This is a genomic window from Calothrix anomala FACHB-343 (genome assembly GCF_014696435.1).
Taxonomy (GTDB): Bacteria; Cyanobacteriota; Cyanobacteriia; order Cyanobacteriales; family Nostocaceae; genus Aulosira; species Aulosira anomala_A.
On the sequence record NZ_JACJQG010000020.1, the window covers coordinates 45,343 to 58,941 of the forward strand.

13 protein-coding genes are annotated in these 13,599 nt (G+C 42.3%); 1 reads left to right on the forward strand and 12 read right to left on the reverse strand.

The genetic code is table 11. The annotated features are described in order from the left end of the window. Positions 1-233: 233 nt before the first annotated feature. The 8 genes from H6G08_RS13565 to H6G08_RS13595 form a co-directional block, all read right to left on the reverse strand. Positions 234-1,205, reverse strand: a complete 972-nt coding sequence (locus H6G08_RS13565; protein WP_190543094.1) for an AEC family transporter — start codon at positions 1,203-1,205, stop codon at positions 234-236. Positions 1,206-1,332: 127 nt separating this feature from the next. Further along, a complete protein-coding gene (locus H6G08_RS13570; RefSeq protein WP_190543097.1) occupies positions 1,333-2,058 on the reverse strand; it encodes a DevA family ABC transporter ATP-binding protein in 726 nt (241 codons plus the stop codon). A 71-nt stretch (positions 2,059-2,129) separates the two neighbouring features. Continuing rightward, positions 2,130-3,305, reverse strand: a complete 1,176-nt coding sequence (gene devC / locus H6G08_RS13575) for an ABC transporter permease DevC (protein WP_190543239.1) — start codon at positions 3,303-3,305, stop codon at positions 2,130-2,132. Between the two features lie 147 nt (positions 3,306-3,452). Then, positions 3,453-4,649, reverse strand: coding sequence for an ABC exporter membrane fusion protein (locus H6G08_RS13580; protein ID WP_190543241.1), 1,197 nt, complete (start codon positions 4,647-4,649; stop codon positions 3,453-3,455). Positions 4,650-4,988: 339 nt separating this feature from the next. Further along, positions 4,989-5,114, reverse strand: coding sequence for a hypothetical protein (locus tag H6G08_RS38175; protein ID WP_277877826.1), 126 nt, complete (start codon positions 5,112-5,114; stop codon positions 4,989-4,991). 109 nt (positions 5,115-5,223) lie between these two features. Beyond that, a complete protein-coding gene (locus tag H6G08_RS13585) occupies positions 5,224-7,218 on the reverse strand; it encodes an ATP-binding protein (RefSeq protein ID WP_190543100.1) in 1,995 nt (664 codons plus the stop codon). Next, complete coding sequence (locus H6G08_RS13590) at positions 7,215-8,483, reverse strand: Pvc16 family protein (RefSeq protein ID WP_190543103.1); 1,269 nt, start codon at positions 8,481-8,483, stop codon at positions 7,215-7,217. Before H6G08_RS13590 ends, H6G08_RS13585 begins: the two co-directional genes overlap by 4 nt. A 151-nt stretch (positions 8,484-8,634) precedes the next feature. Then, a complete protein-coding gene (locus H6G08_RS13595) occupies positions 8,635-8,775 on the reverse strand; it encodes a hypothetical protein (protein WP_190543106.1) in 141 nt (46 codons plus the stop codon). 778 nt (positions 8,776-9,553) lie between these two features. Between H6G08_RS13595 and H6G08_RS13600 the strand changes: the two genes are divergently transcribed. Further along, positions 9,554-11,725 carry a serine/threonine protein kinase gene (locus H6G08_RS13600; protein WP_190543109.1) on the forward strand — a complete coding sequence of 724 codons (2,172 nt, stop codon included), beginning with the start codon at positions 9,554-9,556 and terminating at the stop codon, positions 11,723-11,725. 9 nt (positions 11,726-11,734) lie between these two features. Here H6G08_RS13600 and H6G08_RS13605 read toward each other — a convergent pair whose 3' ends face one another. The 4 genes from H6G08_RS13605 to H6G08_RS13620 are packed head-to-tail and all read right to left on the reverse strand — an operon-like array spanning position 11,735 to position 13,554. After that, positions 11,735-12,397, reverse strand: coding sequence for a Na(+)/H(+) antiporter subunit B (locus tag H6G08_RS13605; protein ID WP_190543112.1), 663 nt, complete (start codon positions 12,395-12,397; stop codon positions 11,735-11,737). Beyond that, on the reverse strand, positions 12,394-13,005 hold the full coding sequence (locus H6G08_RS13610; RefSeq protein WP_190543244.1) for a DUF4040 domain-containing protein: 612 nt from the start codon (positions 13,003-13,005) through the stop codon (positions 12,394-12,396). Before H6G08_RS13610 ends, H6G08_RS13605 begins: the two co-directional genes overlap by 4 nt. Continuing rightward, the gene (locus H6G08_RS13615) at positions 12,998-13,276 is read right to left on the reverse strand and encodes a monovalent cation/H(+) antiporter subunit G (RefSeq protein ID WP_190543115.1); all 279 of its coding nucleotides are present in this window, start codon (positions 13,274-13,276) and stop codon (positions 12,998-13,000) included. Before H6G08_RS13615 ends, H6G08_RS13610 begins: the two co-directional genes overlap by 8 nt. A gap of 14 nt (positions 13,277-13,290) precedes the next feature. Next, positions 13,291-13,554, reverse strand: a complete 264-nt coding sequence (locus H6G08_RS13620) for a hypothetical protein (RefSeq protein ID WP_190543118.1) — start codon at positions 13,552-13,554, stop codon at positions 13,291-13,293. Between the last annotated feature and the right edge of the window lie 45 nt (positions 13,555-13,599).

Consider the following 13,599-nt stretch of genomic DNA (forward strand, 5'->3'; position numbering starts at 1 on the left):
TCATGAAAAAAAATGTTCTGTAGAAAGATAAATCTCTCTAAATTGTTCAGAGGCTAAACTCTAATTGTTTATTTGTCAAGAATCGGGAACGTTAAATAATGTAGCTATCTTACTACCTAAGATGTGCAAGAGGTAACCCCAGGCAAAGCTATTTTGGCAACAACGGGTAGTTTAACTGTATTTTTTATTTTAACTATCGATCTGTGGCAATTATTTTTATAGTGTTACAAATTTTAGCTAAACCAGACCAGCCATAGGGGAAGCGCTAGCAATAATCCCACAAAACTTAAGGCAATACTGCTGGCCAATAAACTGCGATCTAGGTCGTAAACTTCTGCCAAAATCAGTACAGAAAGTCCTGTGGGTGTTCCTGACATCAGTACTAGCACTAAACGTTGTTCGCCAATTATACCTAAATAAGTGGCACATAGACCCACTAATAGTGGCACTATCAAAACTTTGAGCAGGCTGGCTACTAAAGCCATCTGAAAATTTTTCCAGCCTTTCATGGCTTGCATTCGCAGACCAACTAGCAATAAAGCAAAGGCTATGACTACCCAAACTGCTTGTTCTAAACCTGACTCAACTACTGGTGGCAATTTGATAAATTGAGTATTCAACCCAATAAAAAATGTCCACAAACTAGGGACAGTTAGCAAATCTCGCAACTGAATCCACCAATGATTTGTGGTTTGTCTGTTGCCAAAATAGCTGGCGATGAGAACAGCAATACCGTATGTGCCGACAACGTTGTTAGTTACACTAAATAATACTGCCCAATCCATATTGGCTGGGCCTGTCAGCACTTGTGCGAGTGTTAAGCCAACGAAGCCTGTATTACCTAAAATTGTCGCTAAAATAAAACTGCCTAAACTGGCTCGGTCTAAGGAGTTAACGCTAGGTAAATCGAGATTTGTCTGTTCTAAGCTTGTTTGACGCTGGGCTAAAAATTGTAAACCCCAGCCAATTAATGATGCAAGAACCAGACTCACAATTAAAATGAGGATAGCGATCGCAGGTATTAATCCCCCATGCGATGAATCTGTGTGACGGGCTAAAACAAAAAGTTGTAGAGGAACTCCTACCCAGTAAAGCATATACCCCAGTAATTTGAGAAAACTATCGGGTATAAACCGAGACAGTATCATTCCTAGACCAATCCAGGTGAATAGAGGAGTATAAGCATTGACTAGGTTTTCAATCATTTAGTCAGAGACGCGATTAATCGCGTCTGTACGGTTGTCAGTTGTCAGTTGTCAATCGTCAGTTGTTCAGTGTCAGTTGTCAAGGTTAATTAATTTGAATTAGAGATTGTTGACGGTTGACTGTTGACTATTGACTATTGACTATTGACTGTTGAGTTTTGATTTTTGGTTTTAATTTACCGTCTTCGAGATGGACTATGCGATCGGCAATATCGAGGATGCGGTTGTCATGGGTGACCATGAGGATAGTACAGCCTTGCTCTTTAGCTAATTTTTGCATGAGGTTGACTACATCTCGACCAGATTGACTATCGAGGGCGGCTGTGGGTTCATCGGCTAAGACAATTGGCGGATGGCTGACTAATGCACGAGCGATCGCTACTCGTTGTTTTTGACCGCCTGAGAGTTGATCGGGATAATAATGTAAGCAATGTCCTAATCCTACCTGCTCTAGGATCTGGGCTGAACGCATGAGTATTTCTGGTAATTCAATCTGCTGGTGTAATTCCAAGCCCATTTTCACGTTTTGGAGTACGGTTAAACTTCCATGTAAATTATGTGCTTGAAAAATATAACCGTTATGCCGTCTCGCTGCTAATAGTTCTCTTGGACTAGCACCGCAGAGTTCCCTATCTAATATGCGCAAACTACCAGCTTGAGCAGAACGCAAGCCACCTACTAAGGTAAGAAGCGTAGTTTTACCCGATCCAGATGGCCCGGTCATAATAATAATTTCGCCGCTATTAATTTCTAGGTTGATATTAAATAAAACTTGCTTGCGGAGTTTACCGTGACCAAAATAGTGATGAAGATTTTTGATAGAAATGGGGATTGGGCATGGGGCATTGGGCATGGGACAAGGGGGACAAGGAGGACAAGGAGGACAAAGGGGACTAATGACTAATGACTAATGACTAATGACATTTAAAACATATCAGCAGGGTCGGTAGAACGGAGTTTACGTGTAGCGATCGCTCCTGAAATTGCACACATAATTATTGTCAAAATTAATACTTGAAAAGCTCTAGCTATAGTCATATACATGGGTAAGTTTGTGGCATTGCGAGTCAGATAGTAAAGCCCTAAAGATACTGCTGTACCTGGAATAAAACCTAACATTGCCAAAATTACTGCTTCTTCAAAGACTATGCCTAATAGGTATAAATTGCGATAACCCATTGCTTTAAAGGTGGCATATTCTTTGACATGGGCGTTCACATCTGTAGATAGGACTTGATAAACCAGAATTACGCCTACAGAAAAACCCATTGATACACCTAAGTTAAAAATAAATCCGATGGGAGAGTTGGTACTCCAAAAGTCATTTTCAAATTCAATAAATTCTTCGTGGGTGAGTATTTTAACTTCATTTCCTAAATGAGATTTTAACTGTGCTATTACCTGTTGTTTATCAACACCTGGTTGGACTCGAATTAAACCAAGACTGACGCTACCTGCTGGTTGTTGGGGAAGTAATCGCAGAAAGTTTTCATCACTAGTGATTAAAGTCCCGTCAGCGCCAAAGGAAGCACCAACTTTAAATAGTCCGCTAATAGTTACTGTCTGGCGTTCGATTTCAGTTTTTATCGAGTTACCCTGTTCAATTTGGGTAATAGTTTGTTGATATTCTCCTCTTGCACCCCGATCAAAAATGAAGCTGTATGGCTGTTTAATTGTCTGCAATTGTTGATTAACTTCTGGTAAGTTAAAAACTGGTTTATCTGGATTAAACCCAATAACGAGAATGTCTGTATTTTTTCTGGTTTGGGGATTTTTCCAAACCATAATGCTGGTATAAATTCCCTCGGCTGACTTTACCCCTGGTACATCCATTGCTTGGTAAAGTCGCCTGCGAGAAAAGTTAGACATTCTTTGAAAGTTACGGCTATGGGAACCGATGACAACAATATCTGTGCGTAAACTGCGATGTAGTCTGGTGTTGCTGTCATATAATGCACTTTGAAAGCCAAATTGCATAAACATCAGAACATCAGCAAAAGCAATTCCTGACAATGCTACTAGTAGGCGACTTTTTTCATGACTTAGTTGTAGCCATCCTAACGGTGTTCTTCGTTGCAATTGCTGGATGAATTGTTTCATAGGTTCTGATGGAGACATAATTTCGTAGTGAGTTAGCGCAGTCTTGGAGGTTTCCCCCATGAGTAACTAACGAACTCTAAGAGTTAGGACTTTATTCCTGTGTTTTATAACTACGAATGCATCAAAATTCATGTAGCAAATTGGATTTTAAAGTTGAATGATTACTTTGACTTGCATATTGGTAAATTTGGCGGCTTTATTACTGGAAGCTGGATCTAGACGCACGCGCACTTCAATTACTCGTCCATCAATGTTGCTGGAGGGATCGGTATTAACAACGTTTTGGCGGCGTACTTGTAAGCCAATCCAATCTACTGTTCCTTGTAATTGTTCGGGGAAAAAATCATTGATTACTTGCACTTTTTGTCCTGGTTGGACTTTGCTGATATCGCTTTCGTAAACTTCAGCAATAGCGTACATTTGCTTAGTTTGTCCGAGATTAATAATTCCGTCGTCGGAAATGATTTCTCCGGGATGGGTATGAATTTCAAATACTTGACCATCTTGGGGCGATCGCACGTAAGCTTGTTGTAAGTTTACTTTGGCTACATTCATGGCGGCTACAGCACGTTGCACTTCGGCTTGTGCTGCGGCGACATCTACACCGCGAACTTCTGCAATCTGTTCTAAGTTGGCGCTGGCTTCTTTAATTTGTTGCTGGCTGGCTGACTGGATTTGCTGTAACTCGGCTTTGGCGGCTTGTAAAGTTTTGCGTTCTGTTTCTAAATTGAGGCGTTTGCTGTCTTTTTGGGAAGCGGAAACGGCTCCTTGTGCGTATAATTGCTGATAGCGGTTGTCTTCTTCAGTGGCGTTTTTGACTTGAGCTTCCAGGCGTTCAATTGTGGCGATTTGGGATGCAATCTGGCCTTTGCGTTCAGCTGTTAAACGCGCGATCGCGGCTTTTTGGGCGACAATTTCACCTGGTTTGGCTCCAGCTTGGGTTTTGGCTAAATTCGCCTGAGCTACTTTGACTTGTTCTTGTGCTTCTTGTAACGCTGCTTCTAAGCGATCGCGGCTGTCTAAAATTGCAATAACTTGATTTTTTTTGACTCTATCTCCTTCTTTAACTAATAACTGTTCTACCCGGCTACCTTGGGCAGTTACAGTAGCAGAAATTTTAATTATTTCCCCCTTGGGTGATAGCTTGCCTAAAGCTGTTACCGTTTTAATTTCTGGTAGTTGTTTTGCTGTTATTTGTAAATTTGCATTCTCGGAATATCGCCACTTTTTTACTGTATAAAAGCTGATTCCGCTCGCTAATAAAGATGCAACCACACTGATAAAGAAAGATATACGCAGAATTGATTTAGGGGACAATCTGTACCCTAACTTTGAGTGTTGCACCATATATTACCTCTTACTGGTGGCGCAGGAAGTTTAATAATTCGTAGTTCGTAATTCGTAATTCGTAATTATCGTACATAAAAGGGTTTAAGACCCCTACGTCTATACGTAGTATCATTTTCAGTCGGGTTTAAATCCCCGTCTGAAAATGTCTTTAATTTTGAATTTTGAATTTTGAATTTTGAATTGTTAACAAAGTTTTCCTGAATCTAGATTTGGGCAGTTTGGAGAATTGGTATAGCATGATGTGAATTTATACAGCAAAAACAAGCCTTTCTGAAAATGGAAAGACTTATGTTTTTTTGAACTACTTTTGTTGTTTAAACCTATGGCAGTATGTTAAATTAGAAAATTTTTCGTGGCTGTAACAGTGCCAACAGTCATAGTTAAATAATGAGATTTGGTGACTTTGGAATGGGGCATTGGGCATGGGGCATTGGGCATTGGGCATTGGGCATTGGGCATTGGGCATTGGGCATTGGGCATTGGGCATTGATTATTCTCCCTTGTCTCTCCTGTCTTCCTTGTCTCCCTTGTCCCCCTTGCTCCCTGCTCCCTGCCCCCTTTCCCTAAATCAACTCCAATTGCCAATTTCTGCTTCTGTCAATGGTTTCTCTAATTTGCTGTATTCTGTTTGTGCGGCGCGGAGTACGTGTTTCATCTGTACGGCTTCGCCAGCGTCGGCGGCTAGGAAGGCGGCATTAAGAGCGATGTTACGAATGTTACCGCCGGCTACGTTGAGGCGGGCTAATTTAACTACGTCTAAGTCGGCTATGGGTGTGTTGGGTGGAAAGATTCGCCGCCAAATTTCGGCTCTTTGGGCGGCGTCGGGGAAGGGGAATTGCACAACGAAGCGAATGCGGCGGAGGAAGGCGGTATCAATGGCACTTTTTAGGTTGGTGGTTAATAAGGCTAATCCTGGGTAGGATTCCATGCGTTGTAGTAGATAGCTGACTTCTATATTGGCATAGCGATCACGTGCATCTTTTACTTCAGAGCGTTTGCCAAATAAAGCATCGGCTTCATCAAATAATAAAATTACTCCGCCTTGTTCGGCAGCATCAAAGACTCGGCGTAAATTTTTCTCTGTCTCGCCAATATATTTACTAACTACTGATGATAAATCTATGCGATACAAATCAAGCCGTAATTGATTCGCTAAAACTTCTGCCGCTAAGGTTTTACCTGTACCGCTCGCACCTGCAAATAAGGCACTAATTCCTAAACCTCGCGCACTCTTCCCGGCAAATCCCCATGTGTTATATACAGTACTTCTCTGACGGACATGGGCAGCAATATCACGGAGAATTTGTTTTTGGGTTTCTGGTAATACTAAGTCTTCCCAATTGGCAACTGGCTCAATCCACTGGGCTAATTCATCTAAGCGCGGTCTTGCTTGAATGCGGCAAGCATCCCATAAAATATCAGTAAGGTTGTTATTTTGTGACTGTGCTAATTGTCCTGCGGCTTCAGCACAAGCAGCGTGAATAGTTGCGGGGCTAAGGTTAAACTGTTCGACTAAAATTTTTACTTGTCCGTTAAGTTGGGGCGCAATGTCGGATAATGCTGCTTGCCAAACTGCGCTTTGTTCTTTGGCGGTTGGTTGCTGGATGTCAAAACTAACTAATAGGCGTTGGGGTAAACGCATTCTTTCGCGGCTGTTGATGAAGATATAGCCATTGGTGCGTTCGATGAAATGAGCGATCGCATTTAATCTGGCGGCATCATTTATATCTAGTTCATCGCAATCTATAATTAAAGCACTTTTACTTAATATCGTTTCCCGCGTCCACAGCCGAATCAAGTTATCTAATTCTGATGGTAGTAAAGGTATGACTTGGGCAGGCATTACCCACAAATGCATTTTCTGGATCTGACAAATTTGACTGGCGATCGCTCTTTTACTACTGCTTTCATTACCACATAATTGCACTATTGGCAAGGTAGTAGTTTTAGTTTGATTCCAGACGGCTGTAACTTTTTGGGCTAAAGCGGCGTGTGATGGCACTAATTCACCCAACTGGGGTACAGGTTCGATAATTCCAGCGAGGCGTTCGTCTAGATATTGAATACCTACTAAATAATGGAGAATGCGTTCGTCAAGTCTCAGGGGGCTAAGGGTTAAGGTGTGAGCTTCCCCGACTTGAATTAAGCGCCAACGCCTTAAAGCTGCGTTAGGTGCGATCGCATCCCAATGGGGGTAAGCAAGGGCGGCTAAAGCTAAACTAAGAGTAGGATAAGCTTTTTGGGCATCTCCTTGAGCGATCGCGCACAACCGCGCAAAATCTCCGTTTAATTCCATCCCAGCACACAATAGTAATAAATCCCGTTCAAAGCCGGATAGCTCAAATAATCGGCAGAGATTCTCTAAAGCTGATGGTGCAGGCATAGCCGCAGCTGCTTGCTGTACAGCTTGTTGTCTGGCGGCGGCTTGGGCTGTTAGCTCCGGTGGATGGGGTAAACTCGTCGTATAACTTTCTAACGCACCACGTACCACGGCTAAAGCGGCTGAGAGATATTGCTGGTTTGCGTCGTGCCAATTCTGGTTAATAAATGTTTCAGTATTCATGAAATTATCACCTGTGGTGCATCATATTCCCCAGCTTGATTAAGATGTAGTGGACTTTCCGCCCCGTCTACTCGCACCCTAACTAAGTAAGTTCCCGGTTTAATATCTGTGACAGGAATTGTGATGGCGTCAGTATCTTCATTTATTAATGTAACTGGGAAAGAATAAAAACTCGGATTTTGATTTAACATTTCATGAAGTAGTAAAACTAATCGCTGTGTCTTGCCTACTTTCGGTTGAAATTTCACCGTTATTTTAGCTGCGCGTAAATTTTCCCCAGTGTTTACGACTTCAGCAATGGCTACTGTAATCTGTGGATGCAGTACAAAAGCTGTGATATTTGATTCAATTTCCTGCTTTTGTTTTTGGTTTCCCATTGTCAGGTGAACAACTTGTACACCATGTACGCCTACAGATAAATCTGATGGTACTAAAAGACTAATTTGAGTTTCTTTCACATCTTCGGGGACAACTAATTTCTCCGAATTATCTAAGCGGATTTTGGTAATTTCACCGCGTAACCGTTTCCCGCGAATGACTAAGGTACTGTTAGTAACTATTAATTGTTCTGGTTCGGCTGGGGCGATAACTTGCTCGATGATTGGTTGGGAAGATAGAACAGATAAACCTTCAGCTTGATAAGCATCATTACTCTCAATTAAAACCATCGATGCTTGATAGCTAGCCGATGGGCGATAGTGAGTTTGTAATGCTGACCAAAGTTTAGAAGTATCTTCCATATTAAAAAACTCTGGGGACAGTTTAATCTGTCCAATTTGTTCGGCTAAATCAGAGACAGATACACTAGCTAATGCTTGGGAAAAAACATTGGCGCTACTTCTAGTCGCGGCATTTTTTAAAGCATTTTCAATGGCACTAGTAGCGATCGCGGGTGTTTTATGCAAAAGTTGCATAGCATAGCCGAGTAATAGCTCTGCTTGAAAATCTTTAGCACCATAAGCTGTGAGTAAATAATGCAAATCTAAAGCCAGTGGCGGATTAGTCGTGCGGGAATTTTTACCGATACGTGAACTTTTGCTCCGAAACTCTGGAGACACCCAATCAACATTGCGATTTTGTGTCACTTGATAAAGAAATAAATTCAGTTGCGCTCGCTCATCAGTTCCGACTGTAATTAAATCTGGTGGGAGAGCTGTGACAGTCACATCACCCACACTCGCCGTAATTGAGTCACTGACTAAACCATTTTCCAGCACGTCTTTTAAGACTGCTGTAACGGCGGCTATCGAGAGTGCATTACTCATCCTCATTCCTCACATACAGCACTTATGAATTGTTAAGAGCAGGCAAAACTGAGACAACATTTTTCCGCAATACTTGCAACATTCTGCTCAATGGTAATTCCCGATAAAGATGAGAAAATATACAATTTACTATTGTCAAGTAGCTATTTATCTATTCAATGTAACGTTCTAAGAAATTTAATATTGGCGTTCTTAATTTTGATTCATCAATAATCAGCACAAAGCTGGCTTGATGCTCGATTGCATAAATCCCGAATGACAAATTTATTTCGCTTTGCGTGTCAGTTGTCAATTGTCAGTTGTCAGTTGTTTTTTGAAAGGAGTCTAATACCCCATCCATGTCTTGAAAAATTCACATCTAAGGAAGCCTTATCTCTGACTTTTCGCTTTATGGGTGGTTTTTACAAATCTTTGCTACTGACCACTGACTACTGAACTACTGACAAAACTCCATCCCTTTATAGGTGGAGTTTTTTATTCACTTAAGAGAACTACTGAAACAGAGTATGAGTGCGTTGTCAAGCCAATTTTGATATATTTTCAGAATTTCCGTCTTTTTTCTCGCTCATGCTCTGTCATCAAGGTGTAAGTCCTGGACTGAAGTCTTGAATTCAAAACAATGCGCATCAAAAAATTAATACCATAGACTATTAGTTCATTTTTCTACAATCCAGAGAAAAGAACTGACAATCTCAGACTAAAGTATAGGTGAAGAACTGATTCACCCATCAAGATTAATAACAATTTGCTATTACTGAGTCAAGAAGTAATAATTTTTACTTAATACTCATTTTGCTCCTAACTTGAGTAGATTAAATTTAACATGAGGAACAAGTTAACAAGATCTCCAGTCTTGTATTTAAGGTTTTATTAAGCATTGGGATAGGATAAGTAGTATTTGTTGAACTTCATTAATATGTTAAGCTGGACGTAGAACATTAACTAAATATCAGTAAAATAAAATACTAGTATTTAACTAGATATTTTGTAGAAAAAAATTGGCTGCGTAAATAATCTTTACTTTTTGTTAGTAGTTAAAATTATCAAGTAACTAGGATCGGTTCGATCAAATGACATCCCCACCATCTTCAAATTCTTGGAATGGGCGCTTTATTGGTGACAACCAGCGATACCGTTTAGACAAACGGTTAGCGGGTGGTGGTATGGGAGAAGTTTTCCTAGCAATGGATACCCGTGTCGGTCAACATGTAGCGTTAAAGTTACTCAAAGATACCCTTGTAGCATCCCAGGAGATGCGCAAGCGCTTTGAACGAGAAATCGCAGTTTGTGCGGCACTACAAAGCGACCATATTGTCAAAATTAGTGATTGTGGGGTAACTGTTGAAGGGTATCCATTTTATGTAATGGAGTATCTGCGCGGACAAACCCTCAGACAATTATTACTGCGGGAAAAGCGGTTATCTGTAGAGCGGACGGTAAGTATTATTGCTCAAGTTTGCAAAGGTTTACAGTTAGCTCACGCAGGTGTAACTTTACAACGGGATGGTGGTAAAACTGCGGAGCATATTCAAGTAATTCACCGCGACCTCAAGCCCGATAATATCTTTTTAGTCCCCACCGATTTGGGAGAGTGGGTGAAAATTTTGGATTTTGGCGTGGCGAAAATCCGCAATGACTCTTCCGAACAAACTAATATTACCAATACGTTTATTGGTACGTTTCGCTACGCCGCACCAGAACAAATTCAAAGCGATAAAAATCTAGATGCGCGAGCGGATATTTATAGTTTGGGATTGATTCTCTATGAAATGTTGAGTGCAGCCGATCCCTTTGGTTTAGGTATCAAAGCTAATAATATCAGCGAGGCTTCTTGGGTATTAGCTCATGCTTACGAACCGCCGAAACCATTGCGGGAGCAACCAGGGTGTGAATATATCCCCGAACAACTAGAGGCGGTAATTCTCAAATGTCTGCAAAAGAATCCCAAGAACCGCTTTGGTTGTGTGGCTGAATTAGATGAAGCTTTGCAAGCTGCGGCTAAAGCGGGTGCAGGTAATGTGGGTAACGTGGATTATGACGAAGCGATCGCGCTTTATCCCACAGTACCCAGACCAACACCTGATTCGGAAACCATACCCAGAGTAGTAACGCCAGAGGCAGGTAATCTTGATGATACCATACCACCTTCACCAGCTATATATCAGCCAGGGTTAGATAACGAAACTATACCGCGAGCGATCGCGCCAGAGGAACAAAATTCAGGAGAAGATGAAACCATCTTGCGCTTGCGACCTTTGCAGCATCAAAATCTTGATGACGACACTATAGCGCGACCAGTAATCCAAATTGAACCGAGCAAAGGACAGAATGAAACCATTCCCCGTCCCCAACCTTTTGTGAATCAAGGTTCAGACCATCAAACTATACCGCGATCGCAGACACCAATTGTCAACAACCGTCCAGAGGGGACAATTTTTCAACCCCGTCCTGGACAAAATCACGGTGCAAATCATGATGAAACTGTACCGCGTTCAGGAGAATCTGCGCCAAGTCCAGGACAAGATGAAACGATTCCTCGTCCCCAACCTTTTGTTAATCAAGGTTCTGATAGAGAAACCGTACCACGACCTTTACAACAGTTTGTGCAAAATCAGCCAGAAGGGACAATTTTTCAACCCCGTCCCCAACCACAGCCAGAAAATACTCCTGTAACTCCTCCCCAGACAGGTAAACCAGAAGGGACGATTTTTCAACCCCGTCCCCAACCACAGCCAGAAAATACCCCTGTAACTCCTCCCCAGACAGGTAAACCAGAGGGGACAATTTTTCAACCCCGTCCCCAACCACAGCCAGAAAATACTCCTGTAACTCCTCCTCAGCCGGGTAAACCAGAGGGGACAATTTTCCAACCCCGTCCCCAACCACAGCCAGAAAATACCCCTGTAACTCCTCCTCAGCCGGGTAAACCAGAGGGGACAATTTTCCAACCCCGTCCCCAACCAGTAACAGAAGGGACAATTTTTCAACCCCGTTCCCAACCAGTAACAGAAGGGACAATTTTTCAACCCCGTTCCCAAAGCATACCAGAGGAGACAATTTTTGAGCCAAAGAAAAACCAAGGTACGGCGCAGCCAGTTCCTAGTAATTTTTGGCGGGTTATCGGGATAGTTTTGGCGATTGGATTTGCTTTAGGTGCGGTTATTTATCTATATCCACATCTAAAACCAAAGCAAGAAACTAATCAGAACAGTTTGCAAAATCTTAACTACCATCAGTGGTAGTTATGTGGCTTACAATAACCCCCGATAGCGAATAAACACCAAAATCACTGCCCAAGAACCTAAGGCGACTTTGACAGCAACTAAGATATTCAGTATGGGAAGCACTCCACCACTGAACAGCGCGCCCATCTCGCCATGTGGTAACTCTATCCCCATCAGGGTGATTGCTGCCAGAATAATAAATACGAGAACTGAAACTTTCTCCCATATAGCCGCATACCAGCGCTGATAAATAGCTTGCATCCATTCTGTTGATGAGGTAATCGCAATCAAGCCGATAGCTGTTCCCCCCGCTACCCCAGATGCAAAACCACCACCGGGGCTGAGATGTCCGCGAATCGCTAATTCAATACTTACCATCGTAGCGATGGTGGCTCCTAGACGCGCCAGTACAATAGATGGTTGATCGGTAAACTGATAGATAGAGCAAGAAGGCCTTTCATTCGCCAGTAGAAAGTAAGCACCCATAATCGCAATGGTAAATACTACTACCTCAAAAATCGTGTCATAGAGGCGATTACGGAGAATGACGACTGTGACAGCGTTGGGGATACCCCCATCTTTAACAATGGCATCTACAATCGAAAAATCTGGTATTTGTGGGGCTGCATTGGGAAAAAATAGCATTTTAACATATAAAGCTATGCCTGCGGCGATGTAGATCCATTTCACTGCTGTACCTCCCCTGAATCTGTGACATTTACATAAGTTAGTTTGATCGCTGGTGATGTAAGTTCGGTTTGGATAATTTCATAGATGCGTTTGAGTCTGACGGTGGTGTGACACAACTGACTGGTATCAACACTGCTCATATCCTCTGAATCTATCTGTTTTGCTGGTATACAAGTGGCGTGAACCTCTTTTTCCATCAGCGCCCGTTCTAAGGCTTGGGTATTAGGATAGGGAACTAATTCGACGCGCATGTGCCATTTACGAAAAATTTTGCGTAAATCGGCGATTAATTGCCCCAAATCAGGGTCGGCTGCGACTTTAGCGAGGGTATCTTTATCTGTTGGCGATAATTCCTGTGTGAGTACACCCAGACGCATCACCAAGGATGAACGCACCGCTACCGCATAGAGGGTAATTGCCAACATTGTGCCTACTAATGCTTCGGTTAAAGCCACATCAGCAGCTCCTAAAAGGGCATATAACATGGCGGCGACGGCTCCTAAAATGCCACGAATTACTAAGGCGTGGTAGGGATTAGCTTGGGTGACTACCATCGACGCAGCTAAGGGTAGCAAGGCTGTGATGGCATAAATATAGGTATCATTCATAACTTTCATCATTGGGGGAACAGTATGCCAACACGTAGCCCAACATAGTATTCCAAATGGCTAAGGAAATAATGGCGAGGAGGAGCAGCGGCCATTTGCTGGGTATCTTTAATAACAGCCCGAACATGATACTCATGGAGCCGAGAGTATCTGCTACCGAGAGACTATGGAGCTTGAATAAGAGCGATCGCTTTCCCAACAGATGAGAAGTTCCCCAAAAGGAAAAAAAGATGCCAACGCCAATGCAGCTATAACTCAAGATATCGATCATAGGATTAATTTAGATTAATTTGATACATCGCTCAAACGTTTGAGTACATGGGCTAACAGCATCAACGCCGCATTTCCCACACTGAGAATAATTACCCCAACCACACCGATCATCCAATCATCACGTAATACCGATACCACCAAGATGAGAATTGATGCTTTAGTGGCGATACTCGCAAATGCTAGTAATTTCTGCCAAACATCCTCATCTCGCCATGCTTCATACATCGGTATCAGCATCGCCAAAATCATCGCGATCGCAATTAAATTTAGATTCATGTTTTATTGGTTAGTTGTCAGTTGTCAGAGACGCGATTCATCGCG

Coding starts and splice junctions, on each gene's coding strand:
- H6G08_RS13565 (WP_190543094.1), bottom strand. CDS start 1,205: ATGATTGAAAACCTAGTCAATGCTTATACTCCTCTATTCACCTGGATT.
- H6G08_RS13570 (WP_190543097.1), bottom strand. CDS start 2,058: ATGCCCAATGCCCCATGCCCAATCCCCATTTCTATCAAAAATCTTCAT.
- devC (WP_190543239.1), bottom strand. CDS start 3,305: ATGAAACAATTCATCCAGCAATTGCAACGAAGAACACCGTTAGGATGG.
- H6G08_RS38175 (WP_277877826.1), bottom strand. CDS start 5,114: ATGCCCAATGCCCAATGCCCAATGCCCAATGCCCCATGCCCAATGCCC.
- H6G08_RS13585 (WP_190543100.1), bottom strand. CDS start 7,218: ATGAATACTGAAACATTTATTAACCAGAATTGGCACGACGCAAACCAG.
- H6G08_RS13590 (WP_190543103.1), bottom strand. CDS start 8,483: ATGAGTAATGCACTCTCGATAGCCGCCGTTACAGCAGTCTTAAAAGAC.
- H6G08_RS13600 (WP_190543109.1), top strand. CDS start 9,554: ATGACATCCCCACCATCTTCAAATTCTTGGAATGGGCGCTTTATTGGT.
- H6G08_RS13610 (WP_190543244.1), bottom strand. CDS start 13,005: ATGAATGATACCTATATTTATGCCATCACAGCCTTGCTACCCTTAGCT.
- H6G08_RS13615 (WP_190543115.1), bottom strand. CDS start 13,276: ATGATCGATATCTTGAGTTATAGCTGCATTGGCGTTGGCATCTTTTTT.
- H6G08_RS13620 (WP_190543118.1), bottom strand. CDS start 13,554: ATGAATCTAAATTTAATTGCGATCGCGATGATTTTGGCGATGCTGATA.